Annotated in this window: 14 protein-coding genes and 1 tRNA gene; 9 read left to right on the forward strand and 6 right to left on the reverse strand. The window is 39.3% G+C overall.

Translation table 11 applies throughout. The features are described 5' to 3' along the window. Position 1: 1 nt before the first annotated feature. Positions 2 to 1,234 (reverse strand): transcription termination factor NusA, encoded by a 1,233-nt coding sequence (gene nusA, locus G6N06_RS15885; protein WP_163517770.1) that lies wholly within the window; start codon positions 1,232 to 1,234, stop codon positions 2 to 4. 12 nt (positions 1,235 to 1,246) lie between these two features. After that, positions 1,247 to 1,744 (reverse strand): ribosome assembly cofactor RimP, encoded by a 498-nt coding sequence (gene rimP / locus G6N06_RS15890; protein WP_240338087.1) that lies wholly within the window; start codon positions 1,742 to 1,744, stop codon positions 1,247 to 1,249. Between the two features lie 124 nt (positions 1,745 to 1,868). Here rimP and G6N06_RS15895 point away from each other — a divergent pair, with 124 nt between their 5' ends. Then, a complete protein-coding gene (locus tag G6N06_RS15895; protein ID WP_163517771.1) occupies positions 1,869 to 2,693 on the forward strand; it encodes a universal stress protein in 825 nt (274 codons plus the stop codon). A 140-nt stretch (positions 2,694 to 2,833) separates the two neighbouring features. Here G6N06_RS15895 and G6N06_RS15900 read toward each other — a convergent pair. Further along, positions 2,834 to 2,906 (reverse strand) — tRNA-Gln (locus G6N06_RS15900). A gap of 472 nt (positions 2,907 to 3,378) precedes the next feature. On the opposite strand from G6N06_RS15900, the gene G6N06_RS15905 reads away from it, so the two are divergent. The 3 genes from G6N06_RS15905 to G6N06_RS15915 all read left to right on the forward strand — a co-directional run bounded on the left by G6N06_RS15905 (position 3,379) and on the right by G6N06_RS15915 (position 8,602). Then, positions 3,379 to 6,693 carry a glycosyltransferase family 117 protein gene (locus tag G6N06_RS15905; RefSeq protein ID WP_163517772.1) on the forward strand — a complete coding sequence of 1,105 codons (3,315 nt, stop codon included), beginning with the start codon at positions 3,379 to 3,381 and terminating at the stop codon, positions 6,691 to 6,693. Positions 6,694 to 6,699: 6 nt separating this feature from the next. Then, on the forward strand, positions 6,700 to 7,380 hold the full coding sequence (locus tag G6N06_RS15910; protein WP_163517773.1) for a polysaccharide deacetylase family protein: 681 nt from the start codon (positions 6,700 to 6,702) through the stop codon (positions 7,378 to 7,380). A gap of 160 nt (positions 7,381 to 7,540) precedes the next feature. After that, positions 7,541 to 8,602: a T9SS type A sorting domain-containing protein gene (locus tag G6N06_RS15915; RefSeq protein WP_163517774.1), complete on the forward strand. Its 1,062-nt coding sequence runs from the start codon at positions 7,541 to 7,543 to the stop codon at positions 8,600 to 8,602. 319 nt (positions 8,603 to 8,921) lie between these two features. Here G6N06_RS15915 and G6N06_RS15920 read toward each other — a convergent pair whose 3' ends face one another. Then, positions 8,922 to 9,218, reverse strand: a complete 297-nt coding sequence (locus G6N06_RS15920; RefSeq protein WP_163517775.1) for a thioredoxin family protein — start codon at positions 9,216 to 9,218, stop codon at positions 8,922 to 8,924. 135 nt (positions 9,219 to 9,353) lie between these two features. After that, the gene (locus G6N06_RS15925; RefSeq protein ID WP_163517776.1) at positions 9,354 to 10,589 is read right to left on the reverse strand and encodes a metallophosphoesterase; all 1,236 of its coding nucleotides are present in this window, start codon (positions 10,587 to 10,589) and stop codon (positions 9,354 to 9,356) included. A 112-nt stretch (positions 10,590 to 10,701) separates the two neighbouring features. On the opposite strand from G6N06_RS15925, the gene G6N06_RS15930 reads away from it, so the two are divergent. After that, positions 10,702 to 13,650: a GH92 family glycosyl hydrolase gene (locus G6N06_RS15930; RefSeq protein ID WP_308469763.1), complete on the forward strand. Its 2,949-nt coding sequence runs from the start codon at positions 10,702 to 10,704 to the stop codon at positions 13,648 to 13,650. 146 nt (positions 13,651 to 13,796) lie between these two features. Continuing rightward, positions 13,797 to 15,107, forward strand: coding sequence for a sugar MFS transporter (locus G6N06_RS15935; RefSeq protein ID WP_163517777.1), 1,311 nt, complete (start codon positions 13,797 to 13,799; stop codon positions 15,105 to 15,107). A gap of 158 nt (positions 15,108 to 15,265) precedes the next feature. Here the strand turns inward: G6N06_RS15935 and G6N06_RS15940 are convergent, their stop codons facing one another. After that, positions 15,266 to 16,678, reverse strand: coding sequence for an aldehyde dehydrogenase family protein (locus G6N06_RS15940; RefSeq protein ID WP_262890119.1), 1,413 nt, complete (start codon positions 16,676 to 16,678; stop codon positions 15,266 to 15,268). Between the two features lie 172 nt (positions 16,679 to 16,850). Between G6N06_RS15940 and G6N06_RS15945 the strand changes: the two genes are divergently transcribed. From G6N06_RS15945 to G6N06_RS15955, 3 genes are all read left to right on the forward strand, one after another. Then, on the forward strand, positions 16,851 to 17,120 hold the full coding sequence (locus G6N06_RS15945) for a hypothetical protein (RefSeq protein WP_163517779.1): 270 nt from the start codon (positions 16,851 to 16,853) through the stop codon (positions 17,118 to 17,120). Positions 17,121 to 17,542: 422 nt separating this feature from the next. Continuing rightward, complete coding sequence (gene polA, locus G6N06_RS15950) at positions 17,543 to 20,425, forward strand: DNA polymerase I (protein WP_163517780.1); 2,883 nt, start codon at positions 17,543 to 17,545, stop codon at positions 20,423 to 20,425. 309 nt (positions 20,426 to 20,734) lie between these two features. After that, on the forward strand, positions 20,735 to 21,652 hold the full coding sequence (locus tag G6N06_RS15955) for an NAD(P)-dependent oxidoreductase (protein WP_163517781.1): 918 nt from the start codon (positions 20,735 to 20,737) through the stop codon (positions 21,650 to 21,652). The last annotated feature ends 199 nt before the right edge of the window (positions 21,653 to 21,851 follow it).

A 21,851-nucleotide genomic window follows, 5' to 3' on the forward strand; every position in this document is an offset into this window, starting at 1 on the left:
GTTATTCTTCAAATTCTTCCTTAAGAATTCTGATAACATCTAAAATGGTTTCTTCTTCTAAATCGGTTCTCTTAACCAAATCCTGAACATCTTGTTCCAATATACTCTTTGCAGTATCTAAGCCTGCCTTGCTGAATTCTGCTATGATCCAGCCCTCTATCTCATCAGTAAACTCTGACAATTCAACATCTTCCTCAGCACCTTCTCTAAATACATCAATCTCATAACCGGTCAACTGTCCTGCCAAACGGATGTTGTGACCACCTCTACCAATAGCTTTACTTACTTCTTCTGGCTTAAGCAGCACCTCAGCACGTTTAGTCTCTTCATTGAGCTTTACTGAAGTTACTCTGGCCGGACTCAATGCTCTGGTGATGAACAGCTGTATATTACTGGTGTAATTGATCACATCAATATTTTCATTGCCCAATTCTCTAACAATTCCATGGATTCTTGAACCTTTCATTCCCACACAGGCACCAACAGGATCAATTCTATCATCATAGGAATCAACCGCTACTTTCGCCTTTTCTCCCGGCATTCTCACCACTTTTTTAATGGTAATCAATCCGTCAAAAACCTCTGGGATTTCCTGTTCGAAAAGTTTCTCCAAAAACACCGGAGTCGTTCTGGACATAATAATGGTTGGCTTGTTGCCTTTAAGCTCAACACTTTCTATAATACCCCTTACATTTTCACCTTTACGGAAAAAATCTGAAGGAATTTGCTTTTCTTTTGGAAGAATGATTTCGTTACCATCATCATCTAAAAGAATAATTGCCCTGTGTCGAATATGATGTACTTCGGCAGTATAAATCTCACCTACCAAATCCTTAAATTGCTTATAAAGATTGGTATTATCATGCTCATGTATCTTAGAAATCAAATTTTGACGAAGTGCCAAAATGGAGCGTCTTCCTAAATCAATCAGTTTAACAGCCTCAGCCACGTCTTCACCTACTTCAAAATCCGGCTCTATTTTACGTGCTGCAGACAATTCAATTTCTTGATTTGGATCTTCCACTTCACCATCAGAAACTACAACTCTATTTCGCCATATTTCCAAATCGCCTTTGTCAGGGTTTATAATGATATCAAAGTTATCGTCATCACCATACTTCTTCTTTAGTGCATTTCTCAATACATCTTCTAGAATCGCCATCAACGTTACACGATCGATTAATTTATCGTCCTTAAATTCTGAAAAAGAATCAATTAACGCAATATTCTCCATAACTACCTCGAATTAAAATTTTATTATCACTTTAGCCTCTAAAATATCTTCATACTTAATTTTAGCCTGCTTATTTACCACTATTTTTCCCTTTCCTACTGGCTTAGGCTCCTTTGTTTTCCATTCCAAAGTCACTTCCTCATCACCCGCCTCTGTTAACACACCTTCAAATTTGGCATCAGATTTAGCTTTAACGTTTAAAGTTCTGCCAATATTCTTTTTATACTGTCTTTTATTGATCAATGGCGATGTCGCACCCGCAGAGGCTACATCCAGAGAAAAATCGTCTTCCTCCCTATCCAAGTTATGCTCTATGGCACGACTCATGAACACACAATCTTCAACAGTAACCCCGTTATCGCCGTCTATAACCACACTGATTTTATTGTCTGCGCTTATTTTAAGATCGATTAAAAAAAGATCTGATCTTTCCTCCAATCCTTTTTCTATCAAGGCTTTAACAATGTTCTCGTTCAGCATTATATTAGTATAAAAAGAGGGGACTTTCATGTCCCCTCGTGTTCTCTTTTATCATTCAGCGGTGCAAATATACGACTTTTTTATTGACTTTTCCAAAGGATGTAAAGTCGTTTTTTATTATTAAATTTATGTTTCACAAATCAACTTCCGCTTCATGAAAAAAATCCTCGTACCCACTGACTTCTCAGAACAAGCAGAAAATGCTCTGAAAGTAGCAGTTCAATTGGCAAAAAAACACGGCTCGGAAATTTACCTATTGCACATGCTAGAAATACCATTGCAGGAAATTGATGCTATGAACACCCCAAGCGCTTTGCCCGAAGCTATGTTTTTCATGAAGCTAGCAGAACAGAAATTTGAGGCCCTTCTATCCAAAAGCTACCTTAAAGATGTTGCGATCCACGACATTGTAAAAACCTATCCGTCATTCAGTGGCATTGTTGACACCTGTCACGAACACAATATCAACCTCATTGTCATGGGGTCACACGGCGCCAGCGGATTCAAGGAAATGTTTATCGGATCCAATGCAGAAAAAGTGGTTCGAACTTCAGATATCCCTGTATTGGTTATTAAACGCAAGCATAGTGATTTTAAGGTTGACCGTTTCGTATTTGCTTCAGATTTCAAAAAGGACAACAAAGACACCTATAGACAAGCTACGGAATTTGCCAAGTCCTTTGGAGCCAAAATGCATTTGCTAATGGTCAACACCGCCAATGACTTTCTTTCAACTTCTGAAGCCAAAAATCGTATTGACAATTTCATCAAAGATTATGACTTTAAAGATTATACCATTCACATATATAACGATGAAAGTGTTGAAAGCGGGATTTTGAATTTTTCAAAAGAAATAAACGCCGATTTAATTGGCATCAGCACTCACGGAAGGCAAGGGATTTCGCATTTTTTTAGTGGCAGCATCGGAGAAGACGTAGTCAATCATGCTGACCGGCCTGTGATTACGTTTAAAATCTGAAGTAGATCATAAAAAGACCATTTCCCTTCACCTGTCATTAAAATTAAACCTCATCACATTAATGTTGGTGGCCATTCCAAAAAACTCTATAATAACAAAAATCCCGACCACATTAATGATCGGGATGTTTTGAAAAACTGTTGGCCTACTAGGGCTCGAACCTAGACTCTTCTGGACCAAAACCAGACGTGTTGCCAGTTACACCATAGGCCAATCTCCAATTGAGGACGCAAATTTACTACAATGTTTTATTTTTGCAAATATTTTACATAGAAAAAATGTTATTTTAAACATTCGTTATTCTAAAAAAACAGCCTAAACCAATAAGATGTTGACAATGAGATAATTATATATATGTTTTACGCTGTGAAGCTCAAGTTCAACAATGGTATACTAAGTTAATATTCTTATTGGGTCAAGAAAACAATTCAAAAATCAAGCTTGTTAAATCCGCACAGCGATAAAATCATTTCATTTTTGACTAAAACAGACATCAAAAGGCAAAACAGTAATAGACGTTCGCTCTTAGAAACCGCATTTTTTTAAGGTCACTTTCCCGAAAAAATTCAATGTGAGGTTTCTGATGAACGGATTGATGCACTTTAAATACTTAACGTTTACTTAAAAACTTTCCCCTCTTATATATTTATTCTTAAATTCGCCACTCTAATTCAACAAAAAATCTATGAATCATTTCAACTTTAAAAAATGGAATACCATTTTAGGTTGGTTTGTCTTTGCCATTGCATTTACTGTTTATGCACTTACCATTGAACCGACCGTTAGTTTCTGGGATGCAGGGGAATATATATTGACTTCCGCCAAGCTCCAGGTAGGCCACCCTCCAGGGGCACCCTTGTTCCAAATGTTTGGTGCCTTCTTTTCGATGTTCGCCCTAGAGCCCTCCCAAATTGGAGCCATGTTGAATATGATGAGTGGTGCGGCAAGTGCCTTCACCGTTTTATTCATGTTTTGGACCATCACCTTATTGCTTAAAAAACTGGTCAAAACAGATGAGGAATTTACAGTTACAAAAAAAATCGCCATTCTTGGTAGTGGACTTGTAGGAAGTATCGCCTTCACTTTTACAGATTCATTTTGGTTCAATGCGGTGGAGACTGAAGTTTATGCCATGGCCACTTTAATTATGGCCGTCATGTTTTGGTTGGCTTTGCGCTGGGAACAGGAGATGGACAAACCTCGTGGCAACCGTTGGCTCATATTAATTGCCTTTGTTATCGGATTGTCCTTTGGTGTGCATTTCATGGGTCTTCTGACTATTCCTGCCATAGGATTGATTTATTATTTTAAGAACTATAAAACCATAACGGTCACTAATTTTATTGTGGCCAATGTCGTTTCTGCGGCTATTTTGTTATTTATTTTCAAACTTTTGCTCCCTAATGCACTAAAAATTTTCAGTGCTTCAGAAATTTTCTTTGTCAATAGTCTTGGCATGCCATTTAACTCCGGAACCATTATCGCCTTTGTGATTGTTGTTGTGGCGTTCTATTTTGGGTTGAAATATACACGAGACCGTCAAAAGCATATTGCCAATACCTTGGTATTATGCTTAATGTTCATTTTTATCGGATTTTCATGTTGGTTAATGCTTCCAATACGAGCCAATGCCAATGTGGTTGTCAATGAGAACAATCCTTCAGATGCCCGTGAATTATTAGCCTATTACAATTTAGAACAGTATCCTGAGACCCATCTCTTTTATGGCCCCTTGTTCACTGAGCAATACACAGGGCTTGATGAAAACGAACCTTATATAGACGACAAACCCAATTATGAAAAGGACAAGGCCGCAGGAAAGTATGTGATTGTCAATGACTATAAAAACGCTAAACAGAATTACAATTCCACCCAAGCCTCTATTCTACCAAGAATGTGGAGCAGTGAAAATGCCGAGAATTATATGATGTTTACCGGTCTGTTAGACTTCAGCATCAAACCCGAATACATGATGGAGCCCCAAATCAGGGATATGGTCTCCAATTTTAGAAGAAATATACGGGAAGGGCAGGTTGACTATAGCGATTACCACAATTTCCTGAAACAATTCGGTCAATATTTAAACATCGATAAACCATCACTGGCCCAAAACTTTGGGTATATGATTGAATACCAATTTGGATATATGTATTGGCGTTATTTTATGTGGAATTTTGTAGGACGTCAAAATGATATTCAAGGAAAATACGACGATTTGAACGGCAACTGGATCAGTGGCATCAAACCTTTTGACGCGTGGCACCTTAACATGTCACAGGATAATTTGCCAAGTGATGTCAAAAACAACAAAGCGCGAAACACGTATTACTTTTTGCCCCTTATTTTAGGTTTGATCGGTTTCTTGTTTTTAATTGGAAGGGATAAAAAGCTATTCTGGACCCTATTGGTCTTTTTCCTGATGACCGGGCTCGCCATCCAATTTTACACCAACGTCAGACCATTTGAACCACGGGAACGCGACTATTCAGTTGTAGGGTCCTTTTATGTGTTCGCTATTTGGATAGGTTTTGGCGTGTATGCCATTTTTGATGCACTCCGAAAATACACGACTTCAAAATTCCTACCGCATGCGATTACCTTAGTGTGTTTAATCCTGGTTCCAGGGATATTAGCAGCCAATAATTGGGATGATCATGACCGATCCGGTAGAAAAACAGCCCATGCCATGGCCGTAAAATATTTGGAATCTTGCGCTCCTAACGCCATTTTATTCACCATTGGAGATAATGACACCTTCCCATTATGGTATGCCCAAGAAATTGAAGGCATCCGAAGAGATGTGAGGGTCATCAATACCAGCCTTTTTCAAACGGATTGGTACATTGACCAAATGAAACGGAAAGCCTATACCAGTGATCCCATCCCATCGCAATTGACGCACGAGCAATACCGATACGGAACTCGAGACTATATTGTTGAAAAAGAGATCACCAAAGACACCTTGGGCATTAAGGATTTTATGGATTTTGTCAGCAGCGACAATCCTCGAACGAAACTCAAATATGCCCTACAACAAGAAGGCAGGGACACCAGTAGCTATCCTCCAAATATGTTGAACACCAATTATTACCCTACTAAATCCGTCAGGGTACCTGTAGATAAAGCATCGGTTTTGGAACATGGTATTGTAAAGGAGAAAGACGCTGACAAAATTGTGGATGAAATCATCATCCAAATCAAAGGAGGCGCCCTATATAAAAACAGATTACTGATGCTGGACATCATTGCCAACAACAATTGGGAACGTCCTATCTATTTTACCGGTGGAAGTTTTGGTGATGATGACTATATCTGGATGAAAGACTACCTACAATTGGACGGTTTATGCTATAAATTAGTCCCAATTAAAACGCCAGTGGATAGAGCTAACCCGTTTGATATGGGGCGCTTGGACACGGACCTGATGTATGACATGGTTATGTCGTGGAATTGGGGAAACAGTGGTAGTCCAGACATTTACCACGACGTGGAAACTCGTAAAAACGGGATTACCTACAGAGGCAATCTTGCGCGTTTGATGGAGCAATTAATCAATGAGGACCAGCCTGAAAAAGCTGAAAAAATTGCTGATTTGGCGATGGAGAAGATGCCTGTTGATTACTTTGGATATTACACCTTATTGGAACCATTTATCAGTGGTTATTATGAGGTAGAGAAAACAGACAAAGCCAGAAAACTTTATATAGATGTCACCAAAAAATACCAGGAAAGTTTAACGTATTTCAGTGGGCTTTCGCTCGAAACCCAATCGCGATACTTAGAACAAATTGTTACTGATATAGAGCGTTATAGAAGTTTAGTGGACATTGCAGTAGTTTATGACGATAAGGACTTTGCATTGCAGGAAACTGAAAAATTCAATAACTATTTGCAGCTGTTCAAACATTTTATGCAAGGTGACGAACCACGACGCGAACCTCAAAGGGAAGAACGGGATATCATAACAGACACAGTTGATGACCTGATTAAATTAGACTAATTTCTTGTGAACCTCATTCCCATAAGAACACCAAAATTGATCAAAGGCATATTCCCGAACTATATTTGGAATATGCCTCAGGATCAAAAAACCATCTATTTGACTTTTGATGATGGACCTACCCCAGAAATTACGCATTGGACCTTAAACATTCTAAAAGAGTTTAATGCCAAGGCCACATTTTTCTGCATCGGCAATAATATTGAAAAACACCCGGAGATTTTCCATGACATTTTAAAAGATGGCCATACGCTTGGCAACCACACCTATTCGCACCCAAAAGGTTGGACCACCAGTAGTGAGGTTTATGTGGATCAAGTTTTGAAGACAGAGGAGATCATCGATTACCAAGTTTCAAATTCCAAATTCCAAACCTTGCATGCTGACCGATCTCAAGGTTCACCCAGGGCCAATCTATTCCGTCCGCCCTATGGACAGATCACTCCGCAACAAGGTAGGCGTCTATTGACCTTAGGTTACGAAATTATAATGTGGGATATTTTAGCCTTTGATTGGAAGGATTCCATATCAGAAGAACAGTGCGCCAAAAATGTAATTTCCAAAGCACGCCCAGGGAGCATTGTTGTTTTTCATGATAGTGTGAAAGCTTCCCGAAACATGATGTTCGCACTTCCAAAGGTATTGCACCATTTTAATGAGTCGGGTTTTAAGTTTGAACGTCTATAAATCCATCACAAATTCAAAGTGTCATCATCCAGTATTGTTATATTGACACCTCTAAAATTCTTCATTTATTTAGGAAAGGCGAATGAACTAAATTCACTTTTTATAAAAAATAATGCTGACATTTTTTTGAGAGCACGATGTTTAACTAAACATCCATATCATGAAAAAATACGCACTCATAATTTGCTTTTACTTTATTGGTAATACAGTCTTTTCTCAAATCAAAGAGTTAGTCACAGGAATGACAGATCCTGGCCGGATGGTACTTAGTAGCACACATTTGTATTACACTGATGATGATAATGTATATCGCTTGGCACTATCCATTCCAAATGCAGAACCAGAGCTTTTGGCTTCAGGGATGGGCAATCCTAACGGACTGGCCCTAAATGGTGATGCTCTCTATATAGCCGAATTTGATGCCAATCAAGTCTCAAGGATGGACCTCTCTTCCGCTAATTTTGAGGTGACAAGATATGCCACAGCCAACAAACCCAATTTTTTACACTGGCACGGATCTTCTCTTTACGTATCAAGTAATACCACCACTTCAAGATATGTGGGCCGATATGATGATCCAAATGCATCTACAAACAGTACCTTGTTGGCAGCTGTGGCTGCACCTTCAACAACTTTTATTCCTTTCGGACTTGCGGTCTATAATGATACGACATTATATATTGCCAATGCGGGAACCAATTCTATTGACGTGATTGACCCTTCAACAAACGATATCACGCCTGAACTATTTTTGTCCGGTTTTGATAAACCTATGGGCATAAGAATCTATAAAAACATCCTTTATATTGCTGAAAACGATGGCGGAACCATTTCAACTATTGATCTTACTTCTACCAAACCCGTGAGAACCGAAATATCAAGTAGTATTAACGACCCAATAGATATTGAAGTCAATGACATGGGTATCTTCATCATGCAAGAGAATCCCAATAGAATCATACTCATAAAAAATACACTGGGCTTAAATGAATTTGAAACTACTGCACTAACAGTATATCCAAATCCTTCTTCAGACTATTTGAATATGGGCCATATTCCAAATACAACGGAATTTATTATTTACGATAGCCTTGGTCAAATGGTGAACAAAGGATTAGTGGAGCCACATACCAATTCTAAAATCAGAATCAAGGACCTGACAGCGGGCATTTACTTTCTCCATTTAAAAAACAACACTCCTATTAAATTTATAAAAAAGTAATCAGCACATGCTATATTTAGTCGATCACATTTTATTGGAAAAAATAACCTTACTTAATCTATCGATTATGATTTTAAAGAAACCAATATTTCGCGCAAGATGATATACTCAAGAAATAGGCTTGTAGAACGTGATTGCGATGAGCTTCATATATCGATTTTCGCCTTTGACGATACAAGGAAAGAAGGGAAAAACAAGATGCTCAGTTTAATTGAAAGATGTTAGTCAAAAGCTATCCATTTAAAGATATTAAGTCAACTTTTTCAATAAAATCCTTGGTGGTCTTTCAAAAAGAAATTCCTGCATGCGTAGGAATTTGTCAAATATACTCTTGGAGGATATTAATAAGCGTATCGGCATCCTGCTCTCCGCTATGACGCCATTTCATCTCGCCTCTTTTATAGATAATTAGTGTAGGTAAACCTTTAACGCGAAGTGCTTCGGCCAATTCTTTGTTTTTATCAACATCTATCTTGATGACTTTTGCCTTGTCTCCAAGAGCAGCAGCTACATCTCTTAACACAGGATGCATTGCAATAGATTGTTCATTCCATTCTGTAAAAAAATCCAACAAGACAGGAATATCGACATCTATGAGTTCCCCAAATTTTGACATACATTTTAATGTTTAGATCAGATGTGCTATTACAAACCTACTTATTTTTTTTTTATTAACCTAAAACATACGTAAATAGCTTGTTGCCTGCCTCAACTTGCATTTTTCATACGAATGGTATGCACAATAATAACATTATGCGATCGCCTTTTTGGGTCCTTTTTTGAGTTCAATTACCGTAATCTCCGGCCATATCCCAACACGACCTGGAAAGCCCAAATAGCCAAAACCTCTATTGACATTAATGTATTGTCCCATTTCTTTATAAACACCGGCCCAATGTTTGTATTTGTATTTGATAGGGCTCCATTTGAACCATCCTGGAATTTCAATCCCAAACTGCATACCATGGGTATGTCCGCTTAAAGTCAGGTGGTAATGGTAATCGTCATTAATGACCACCTCGTCCCAATGGCTTGGGTCATGGGTCAACAATATTTTGAAATCGTCAGGTTTAACACCGTCTGCAGCTTTACTTAAATCGCCAGCTCTCTTAAAATACCCTTTCCCCCAATTTTCAACGCCCACAATTGCCAAACGCTGACCGTTTCTTTCAATAAATCGGTTTTCATTGAGCAGCAGGTCATAGCCCATATCTTTTTGGAGCTGTATTAATTCTTCAAAGTTCTGCTCTTTTTCTGCTGCCGAATCCCAGTCCATATAATCGCCATAGTCATGGTTTCCCAATATTGAAAACACGCCATCATCAGCTTTCAACTCGGAAAACAAGTCCTTCCAAGGCAGCAATTCTGAACTTCGATTATTGACCATATCTCCAGTAAACATTATAACATCCGACTTTAACTCCTTGATTATATTTATACCGTTGACAACTTCTGATCGGTTATCGAAACTTCCTGAATGGATGTCACTGATGTGAGTAATTTTATAGCCATCAAAAGCCTCGGGCAAATCGTCAAAATGCAAGGTGTGCCTAATAACTTTATAATTATACTTACCCTTATACATTCCGTAAAGCATTGAAGCCAAAGGAATAGCCGCCACACCCATCGCTATTGTGCTTATAAATTTTCGTCTGGATGGCATGTGGAATGATTCCCTTGTAGAAAAGTATTTAGAGTGTATTCCAACAAAAAATCGGAAAATATCTTCTCCAAATAAAAAAAAGATCAATACCGAATTAAAGAGCATATAGGTCAGGATAAATCCGAAGGCATAACTTTTTGAGGGGATAAGCACCCGACCGCCAGATCCAAAGGCAAATTGTATAATTAAATTTCCAGCAACTGCCACAGCAACGGCAATAAACGCGTAGTGTATCCAAACGTGTCTCGTTATTGTCCTAAAGGCCTGAAATCCATATATAGAAATGAGAATGTAAAATGTAATTATTATGAACCAACGTAGCATAAGAGCAGTTTTTCTCAAAGATAAATGAATTAACCCGGTATTAAAATGTTGTAATAAAATTTAACCGTCCCTTAAGATTTAGTATATTTCCGCAGCAATATCAATCCCTTAAATGATGAAGTCATTTTTTTTAGCTTTCGCAGCCCTGTTTCTACTCGTAGGCTGTTCTAATCAATCTAAAACAACCCCAGCTAAAAAAGACAAATCTTTAGTGTCATTGGTCAATCCCTTTATTGGCACTGGTGGACATGGACATACCTACCCCGGGGCAACCATGCCTTTTGGGATGATGCAATTAAGTCCTGACACCCGTCTTGACGGTTGGGATGGCGCTTCTGGCTATCATTATAGCGACGAATATATTTATGGTTTCTCACACACACATCTCAGTGGCACAGGTGTCAACGATTATTGCGATATCTTGCTCATGCCCACCAATGAAGTCGTTTTCAACAATGGCAGTGACGGCAAAAAAGGCTACCGCTCTAAATTCTCCCATGACAATGAAAAGGCTGAACCTGGTTATTACCAAGTGCATTTGGAAGATACGGATATCAACGTTGAGTTAACGGTTTCAGAGCGCAGTGGTGTCCATAAATACCAGTTTCCAACGGCAAAAAATCAAATCATCGTTTTAGACTTAGAGCATCGTGATCAGCTATTGGCCTCAAAAATAAAACAGACTTCTAGAACCGAAATCACGGGTTATCGCCATTCCAAATCATGGGCTTCCAATCAGAAATTGTTTTATTATATAAAATTTTCGCACCCCATGTCGGTCGATTTGATTGCAAGAAAGCAGAATTTGACCCATAAAAAAGCCGTATTCCAGTTTGATAATCCCAAAAATGAACCAGTTTATGTGAAAATAGGCATCAGCGCGGTTGACGAAGAAGGCGCCAAGAAAAATTTAGAAGCTGAAATCGGTGACAAGACCTTTGATGAGGTAAAGGAAATAGCTCAAAGCGTCTGGGAAGAACAATTGGAAAAAATCGTGATTGAGACTGAAAACCAAGACTATAAAATTAATTTCTATACGGCTCTGTACCATACCATGATTGTTCCAAATCTCTACCAAGATGTCGATGGACGCTACAGAGGCATGGACATGAAAATCCACACTGCCAAAGATTTCAATTACTATACGGTGTTTTCATTATGGGACACTTATCGGGCGGCACATCCTTTATACAGCATTATTGAACGTAAACGTACCAGCGATTTTGTCAACACGCTTCTTGCAAAGTATGACGAAGGCGGCATCTTGCCCATGTGGGACCTAAGTGCCAATTACACGGGCACTATGATTGGCTACCACGCAGTTCCGGTGATTGCCGATGCCTATTTAAATGGGATAAAAGGATTTGATGCCGAAAAGGCTTTTAAAGCCATGAAACATTCGGCCAATCAAAACCATCTGGGCCTAAAGTCGTATAAAGAATTGGGATTTATTCCTGTAGAGGAAGAAGGCGAATCCGTTTCTAAAACTTTGGAATACGCCTATGACGATTGGACCATTGCGAAAATGGCGCATGCCCTGGAAAAAGTGGACGACTTTGAAATTTTTATGAAACGGGCCCAAAGCTATAAGAATGTTTTTGATCCAGAAACGAAATTCATGAGAGGCCGCTACAAAAATACGTGGTTTACGCCCTTTGATCCCTATGAAGTCAATTTCAACTATACCGAAGCCAATGCTTGGCAATACAGCTTCTACGTGCCACAGGACGTTTCTGGGCATATAGAACTAATGGGAGGGAAAGAAGTGCTCGAAGCACAATTAGACAGTTTGTTCAGTGCCACTTCCACCACTTCAGGACGTGAGATGGTAGACATTACAGGTCTTATTGGTCAATATGCTCATGGCAATGAACCTAGCCACCACATGGCTTACCTTTATAATTTTGTCAATAAACCCTATAAAACCCAAGAGAAAGTCCATCAAATCCTGACTGAACTTTATAAAAATGAACCTGATGGGATTGCCGGCAATGAGGATTGTGGCCAGATGAGTGCTTGGTATATATTTTCATCGCTGGGCTTTTACCCGGTCACACCAGGATCAAGTCAATATATTATTGGAACACCATTATTCGACAAGGCTACTATTAATCTTGAGAATGGAAAAAACTTCACCATCAAGGCCTTTGATCTTTCTGATAAAAACAAATACATCGACTATGTGAGACTCAATGGCAGTAAATGGCATCAAAGTTATATTTCCTCAAAAGATATTCTGTCTGGCGGTATTCTTGAATTTTATATGACCGATGCGCCTTCTAATTGGGCAAGTGATGACGATGAGGTGCCAACAACCTCCATAGACTACTTTAAAATTGTTCCAGTCCCATTTATTGCAAAAGGCGATATAGCGTTTAAAGGTGAAACTGAAGTGATTTTGGAAAATGCCCAAAAGGATACGGATATTTATTACACCTTAGACGATTCCATTTACGTCAAATACGAGAAACCGTTTATCATTTCAGAACCGTCCACTTTAAAAGTATATTCTGAAAAGGATGATGAAAGAAGTGCCACTGTGGCCACCGATTTCCATAAAATTGATCCAGATCGGACCATAGAGTTAAAAACGACCTATGCCAACCAATACAGCGCAGGAGGAAGCAATGCCTTGATTGACGGCATGAAAGGATCAAAGGATTTTCGGGGTGGTGCCTGGCAAGGCTATGAAGATAAAGACGTTGTGGCCATTGTCGGTTTAGGGGAAGAAAAATCAATCCATTCCGTCAATGTCAATTTTTTACAAGACCAACGCTCATTTATTTTCTATCCTACCGAAGTTTTATGTTATATTTCGGCCGATAATCAAAATTTTCAATTAATTGGAAAACAAAGCATCAACGCAACCCATCGATCGGAAGAAGTCAAAATAAAGACAATTACTTTCGATTTAAAAGATAAAAACGCAAAATACATTAAAGTCGTTGCTAAAAAATTGAGCAGACTCCCTAAATGGCATGCCGGTTATGAAAATAAAGGCAAAAGCTGGATATTTGTCGATGAGATCGGGATTCGGTCTTCAGTTGACCGTATGCAGTAGGCAGTTGTCAGTCTTCAGTCGGCAGTCCTCTGTTGGCAGTTGACGGTTGGTAGCGATAAAAACCTAACAAGTATGTTTATATTAAAACATTTAAACCCATCATTCTGAACTCTGAACTCTGAACTTAACACCATTAACCATACATTATGAACCAACAAAAATCCTATCGTTCTTCCTTTATATTATTGACCGTCCTCTTCTTTCTCTGGGGCTTCATTACCGTTTTGGTAGATTCACTTATTCCTCGTCTTAGGGAATTATTTACGCTCACCTATTTTCAGGCGGGCATGGTTCAATTTGCGTTTTTTGGTGCTTATTTCTTGCTGTCTATTCCAGCGAGTTATATTTTAACTAAAATCGGTTATAAAAAAGGAATTATTTTAGGTTTATGCACTATGGCCATAGGTTGTTTGCTGTTTTATCCAGCCGCATCGTATAGGATTTTTGGCATTTTCATGCTTGCCTATTTTATTTTGGCGGGAGGGATTACCATTTTACAAGTGGCAGCCAATCCGTATGTCGCTGTTTTAGGAACTGAAGATGGCGCCTCAAGCCGATTGAACCTATCCCAAGCATTTAACTCTTTAGGAACAGCAATAGCACCTATCATTGGCGCGCTTTTCATCCTAAGTGATAAAATCAAAACTACTGACGAAATTGCGATCTTATCAGACGCTGAAAAAGGTATCTATTTGGCTTCAGAAGCATCGGCCGTACAAAAGCCCTTTTTAGGATTGGCGATTTTCATTTTCATTATTGCGGGAGGTTTTTTCTTCGCAAAACTTCCAAAACTGATCAATGAAACTGCGGTTGGATCTTACAGAGATGCATTAAAGCACAAAAACCTGGTCATGGGGATTATTGGCATCTTTTTTTACGTAGGTGCTGAAGTGGCCATTGGGAGCTATTTGGTCAATTACTTTTTAGAAATGAATATGGTGGAAGTCATTAAACAAAATGGCTTTATGAAGTCGATTGTTGAAGCGATCCTCAGTACGGGCATTACCGAAAGTGATAATAAAGCCATTGTTGGTGTTTTTGTTACTTTTTACTGGTCTGGCGCCATGATCGGCCGGTTTGCCGGTGCGTATCTGACAAGAATTATCAAACCTGGAAAAGTATTGGGTATTTTTGCCACCATTGCCATCACATTGATCTTAATTTCCATAAGCACCACCGGATTGGTGAGCATGTGGAGCATATTGGCGGTAGGATTGTTCAATTCCATCATGTTCCCAACCATCTTTACTTTGGCCATTGATGGCATTGGATCTTTAAAGCCAAAAGCTTCAGGGATGTTATGTACAGCTATTGTTGGAGGGGCCATCATCCCACCAACATTCGGTTTTCTGACAGATCAGATCGGATTTAAATTGGCATTGTTTTTCGTGATTTTATGTTACGCTTATATTCTTTACTACGGATTTAAAAACAGTAGAAAACAAGTGAGTATATAAAATCGATCGGAACTAAAACAGAAGGTTTCATTTTCCCGCAGATGACACAAATTTTCGCGGAACTGTATAAATAAATTTATTATGCCCAAACTGAAAACTGCGACTGCTGACTGCTGACTGCCGACTGAAGACTGCCGACTGCCGACTGCAAACTAATTTCAAAACCATTTCAAAGTCAAGTCCACTAGCTTCTGTTTAAAATTGGAATAAGGCGGCAACAAGAAATCCGTGGCTCCAAGTGTATGCTGTTTCATCATGGCCCGTCGGTTGGAAAAGGCTTCAAAACCATAAAACCCGTGTGCCTTTCCGATGCCACTGTTATTACTGCCACCAAAAGGCAGATTGTGATTTAAAAACTGAAGAAGGTTATGGTTCACGCAGCCACTTCCTGCACGTGTATTATTCATGATAAAATCAACATTCTTTTTAGACTTGCTAAAGATGTACAAGGCCAACGGTTTTTCTTTGGAATTGATATATTCTACGGTTTCTTCAATATGTTCATAAGTTTTCACCGGAAGAATCGGTCCAAAAATCTCTTCGGTCATCAACTTGGAATCTTTTGGCATATCAAAAACCAAGGTAGGTTCGATATAATTATCTTTTGCATTATAAGTACCTCCCGAAGCAATATCACTGTTATTTAGTTTTGCTTCCTGAATGTATGAGACCAATCGTTCAAAATGCTTGGAATTGACAATTCTGGAATATGATTCTGAATTTTCAGCATCTTCTGAATAAAATTCTGCTATTTTCGATTTAAAAAGAGAAACAAACTCTTCTTTCATATTCGCTTTTAAAAGCACATAATCTGGTGCGATACAGGTTTGTCCCGCGTTGGTAAATTTCCCATAAATGATTCTTTTGACGGCGGTTTCAAGATGGGCTGAATCATCAATAATGGTAGGCGACTTCCCTCCCAGTTCCAAAGTCACGGATGTCAAATGCTCTGATGCGGCCTTCATTACAATTTTGCCAACTTGTGGCGAGCCTGTGAAAAAAATATGGTTGAACGGAAGCTTCAATAGTTCTTGAGAAACCTCAACCTCGCCTTCAAGAAGGGCAACTTCGTTGTCATTGAACAACTCCTTAACAATTTCTGCCATCACCCCAGAAGCATTTGGCGTCATTTCAGAAGGTTTTATAATCACAGTGTTACCTGCAGCAATTGCAGAAACCAAGGGGCCGAAAGTAAGGTTGATAGGGAAATTCCAAGGTGAAATGATTAAGCATACACCCTTAGGTTCGTATTTGATATAAGATGATGCACCAAGTAATGCCAATGGTGTGTCCACTGTTTGATTTTTCATCCAAGACTTTAAATTCTTTTTGGCAAATTTTATTTCGCCCAATACCGGATAGATTTCCGTCAAATCCGTCTCCAAAAAAGGTTTCTTGAAATCCTTATAGAGTGCCTCGCGTATTTTTTGCTTATGGGTAAGCTCCAAGGCATTCTTAAGTTTTTCGAGCTTTTTGATACGGTCTCTATAAGTAGAGTTTCCTATTTTACACTGATTTTCCTTTTGTCGAGTGAAGAGCTCTTTGAATTTATTATCCATTTGGGTATATATTTTTAAGACGTATTTATTGAGTCATGGCTCAAATTCATGCATTTCATCGATTTTTTTTGAGCAAGATTTCATCTTAACCGTTTATCGATGTTTTATAACTAATATATTACATTTCAATCACTTTGTGTTGTTACTTTGTACTATTAATTAATCCGTACCCTCCTCTGACATCATGAAAAAACTAGTTTCCCTCATTGCATTAATTGCATTACCAGTATTGTCTTTTGGTCAAAATACTTCAAAAGAAACCGTAAAGCTAAATGATGCAATTATCATTAAAGCCGTTACCATTCAACAAATCACAGAAGATAAAGCAGCTTTTGCTATCCTTTCAAAAAATGAAGTAACGGATTTAAATTATAAGAAAAGTATCGAACTTATCAGCATCAAGGCTTTTAGAAAAAGCTTACAAATTAGAACCAAAGAGGTTAAAACCTGCTAGCGTCGGTCTTTTATCCGTCTTTATACATAGTCTACAATCGAGGCAATTCATAAATTGAAATGCCTCGATTTTTTTTATTCCCACGAAATTCTTCTCAAAAAAGTCATTGGCCAATCCCTTATTTAAAAGGTTTTTACAAGTATAGAATTGCTCAAAAAACGTAAGCAGATATACGGGCAACAGACAAGGCAGAAACTAAAAACCTTAAAAAGCATATCGATACAACGATATTAAATCCATCAAAACCATTTTTTTGGTGATGGTTGAAAACAGTCTGTTTGTCAACGATATTTGGATTTAGGATAAGGATTCTGGCAAAAACATCAAAATTGTTACTTCCCATTCCATTTCATATTAAATGCCTCCTCATGCCCAAATCAAATTATCTTTTGTAATTTTATGAACTTCAAAAAAACAAATTCATGTCAGAAAAAAAACGACTGTTTTTAGTCGATGCCTACGCCTTAATTTTTAGAGGCTATTACGCCTTTATCAAGAACCCTCAAATCAATTCGAAGGGCGAAGACACCTCGGCCATAATGGGGTTTATGAACTCTTTATTGGACGTTATCAAAAGAGAGCGACCAGACCATTTGGCCGTATGTTTTGACAAAGGCGGAAGTGTAGATCGGGTGGAAATATTTGAAGCCTATAAAGCCAACAGAGATGAAACGCCCGAAGGCATTAGAACCGCCATTCCACATATCTACAATATTCTTAAGGCCATGCATATTCCTATCATGGTCTTGGAAGGCTATGAAGCCGATGATGTGATTGGAACGCTTTCAAGACAAGCAGAAGCCCAGGGTTACACCACCTATATGGTCACACCCGACAAGGATTTTGCACAATTGGTCACGGAAAACGTGTTCATGTACCGTCCAAAATCATTTGGTGGTGGTTATGAAACCTGGGGCGTTGAAGAGGTGAAGAAAAAATTTGAAGTCGAGACACCACTACAGGTCATTGATTTCTTAGGAATGATGGGCGATTCTTCCGATAATATTCCTGGATTGCCAGGCGTTGGCGAAAAGACTGCAAAGAAATTCATTAAGCAATTCGGGAGTATGGAAAATCTTTTGGCCAATACTGATCAGCTGAAAGGTAAAATGAAAGAAAACATCGAAGCCAACAAGGAATTGGGCATGCTTTCCAAAACCCTTGCTACCATCATGTTGGATGTGCCTGTGGAATTTAATGAGGCCGACTTTGAAATGTCGGAACCGGATATTGAGGCGGTCACGAACATTTTTCAAGAATTGGAGTTCAGACGTCTCACCGATAATTTCCTAAAAACCTTTACTCCAGAAGCGATGGCCAACGGAGGCACGGAAGCCAACAAAATTGCTGGTGCTGGAAATTCACAGAATACGTCAGCCGGGAAGCCGTCTGACAATCCAAAAACATCCGCAGGATCAGGTCAATTTTCTTTATTTGGTGGTTCTCCATCCAATGACAACAATCCATCTGAACCGATTTCGGAGTACACACGTAAAACATTGGACACCGTCTCACACTTTTATCAAAGTATCACGGGTGGGATGGCCACACAACTCTTCATCCAAAATCTGATGAAGCAGACCAGCGTTTGTTTTGATACCGAAACCACTGGCTTAGATCCGATTACTGCCCAATTGGTTGGGATTGCATTTTCATGGGAAGTTGGCAAAGGTTTCTATATCCCATTCCCAGAAAATCAAGAAGAAGCACAGAATTTGATTGAAGAACTCCGTCCGTTTTTTGAGTCGGAGAGCATCGAAAAAGTGGGACAAAACTTAAAATATGATATAAAAGTCCTTCGCAAATATAATATCCAAGTCAAAGGGAAATTGTTTGATACCATGTTGGCCCATTATCTGATCAATCCGGATATGCGCCATAATATGGATATCTTGGCAGAGACCTATTTGAACTATACGCCAATGCCCATTGAAGCCTTGATTGGCAAAAAAGGTAAAAACCAATTGTCCATGCGAACGGTTCCTTTGGAAAAACAGACCGAATATGCCGTTGAAGACGCTGATATCACTTTACAGCTCAAAGAACATTTTGAAAAAGAACTGGGTGAAGCCAACACCCAAAAATTATTTGATGAGATTGAGATTCCGCTATTGCGGGTACTTGCCGATATGGAATTGGAAGGCATTAATTTGGATGAGAAATTCCTGAATTCCCTATCCGAAAAACTAGACAATGACATCAAAGCCTTAGAGGCCGATATTTTCAAGGAAGCGGGCGAAGAATTCAATATAGCATCGCCGAAGCAGTTGGGCGAAATTTTATTTGATAAACTTAAATTGGTTGAAAAACCTAAAAAAACCAAAACGGGGCAATACGCCACTGGCGAAGATATTTTATCTGTTTTGGCCAAGGATCATAAAATTATCCAACATATTTTAGACTATCGCGGACTGGCAAAACTGAAAAGCACCTATGTAGATGCTTTGCCAACTCAAGTTGAGCCAACTACCGGCCGTGTGCATACCGATTATATGCAAACCGTAGCCGCCACAGGACGATTGAGCAGCAACAACCCCAATCTTCAAAACATCCCCATTCGTACAGAGCGCGGACGTCAAGTGCGTAAAGCCTTTGTGCCAAGAGATGAGAACTATGTATTATTGGCGGCGGATTATTCCCAAATTGAACTGCGCATCATTGCTGCCCTGAGTCAAGAAGACAATATGATCAACGCCTTTAAGAAAGGTGAGGACATTCACGCCTCTACCGCCTCAAAAGTATTTGGTGTACCGTTGGAAGAAGTGACCCGTGAGCAACGTAGCAATGCCAAAACGGTCAATTTCGGAATCATCTATGGGGTTTCCGCCTTTGGGCTGAGCAATCAAACCGATCTATCGCGAAGTGAAGCCAAAGATTTGATTGACACCTACTACGCCACTTATCCAAAACTGCGTAATTATATTAGCGATCAAATAGAAATTGCACGAGAGAATGGCTATGTGCAAACGGTTTTAGGCCGTCGCCGTTATTTAAAGGATATCAATTCCAGAAACGCCGTAGTCAGAGGTGCAGCGGAACGTAATGCCGTAAACGCGCCAATCCAAGGAAGCGCTGCGGACATTATCAAAGTGGCCATGATCAACATCCACAAGAAATTGCAAGAAGGACAATTTAAATCCAAGATGCTCCTTCAAGTGCATGATGAGCTCGTCTTTGACGTGTATCAATCGGAATTGGAGGATATCAAAAAAATGGTCAAATCGGAAATGGAAAGTGCTTATGAATTAGCGGTGCCTTTGGTTGTGGATTTGGGCGTTGGTAAAGATTGGTTGGAGGCGCACTAACGTATTAAATAGACCGCTTCGCTGTTAGAGAATAGACCGCTACGCTGTTAGAGGGTAGACTGCGCCTCGACTGCACTCGGTAAAAGTCGCTTTTAAAATCAACCTGCAGGCAGGGAATCAAGATTTAGTGGTGTCCTATTATAACTTAAAAAGTCAGTCAAAATCGAATTCAGTTAATCCCTGTCCGATTGTATTCAGTCGGGAAATAATTAAGCAAAAACCTCGAGGGTTTTTAAACCTACTGGTGGGAATAAAAATCATTGGGCAGTCCACTTTTGACTGCCCTGAAAATCAAAAAACAATAAAAAAATGAAGTTCAAGAAACTTGTTGGAATAGAGCCGTTGGAATTGATTCCTTCGGCTAATAAAAAATTAGAATCTTTTGCGGAAACGCTTATTTTACATGAAGACCAGCCCTCAACTGCTGAAGAAATCGTTAAGCGGATTGGCGACGCCGATGGTGTATTGGTCAGTCATAGAAGTACCATAGGCAAGGATATTTTAGAACAATGTCCAAATATCAAATACATTGGGATGTGCTGCTCCCTCTATTCTCCTGAAAGTGCTAATGTGGATATCCTTTATGCCAATTCACGAGGCATCACAGTAAAAGGCGTTCGTGATTATGGCGATGAAGGTGTGGTGGAATATGTGATCAGTGAATTGGTGCGGTGCCTGCACGGCTTTGGCACAACTTCAGATGGCCAACCGAGACAGCCTTGGAGTACGATTCCGCGTGAGATCACTGGATTGAAAGCCGGTATCGTCGGCTTGGGCAAGTCCGGTGGCATGATAGCCGATGCGCTAAGCTTTTTTGGTGCTGACATCACCTATTTCGCACGAAGTGAAAAAGCAGATGCCAAGGCCAAAGGCTATCAGTTTTTACCATTAAAAGAAGTATTGGCCAGCAGTGAAGTGGTCATTACCTGTCTGAATAAAAACACCGTTTTACTGCACAAAGCCGAGTTTGAAGCTTTTGGCAACCGAAAGATATTATTCAACACGGGATTATCTCCTTCCTGGGAGGTCGAGCCTTTTGAAAAATGGCTGACTACTGGTGATAACGTCGTGTATTGCGATACGTTGATAGCCTTGGGCGACAAACGCTTTTTAAAATACCCCAACGTCAATTGCCTGCAAGTGTCTACCGGCAGAACCCAACAGGCATTTAAGCGACTGAGCGAAAAAGTATTGGCGAATTTAACAGACTATACTAAAATACAATAGGCGATACGATATTCCGTAAGGTATTCACCACGCTCCAACCCGCAATTTTTGCATTTTTGCTATAGGAGGCTGTCTGAAAAGGCAGTCTTTTTTTTGCAATTTTTCTAGTAAATTCTTAACTTTAAGAATGAGCAGAAAAATAGTTTTTAAGACCTATGACCAAGACCAGTTAAGTCTTTTACCACCAAGTTATGATGAT

The organism is Gelidibacter japonicus, assembly GCF_010725055.1.
In the GTDB taxonomy this organism is placed as follows: Bacteria; Bacteroidota; Bacteroidia; order Flavobacteriales; family Flavobacteriaceae; genus Gelidibacter; species Gelidibacter japonicus.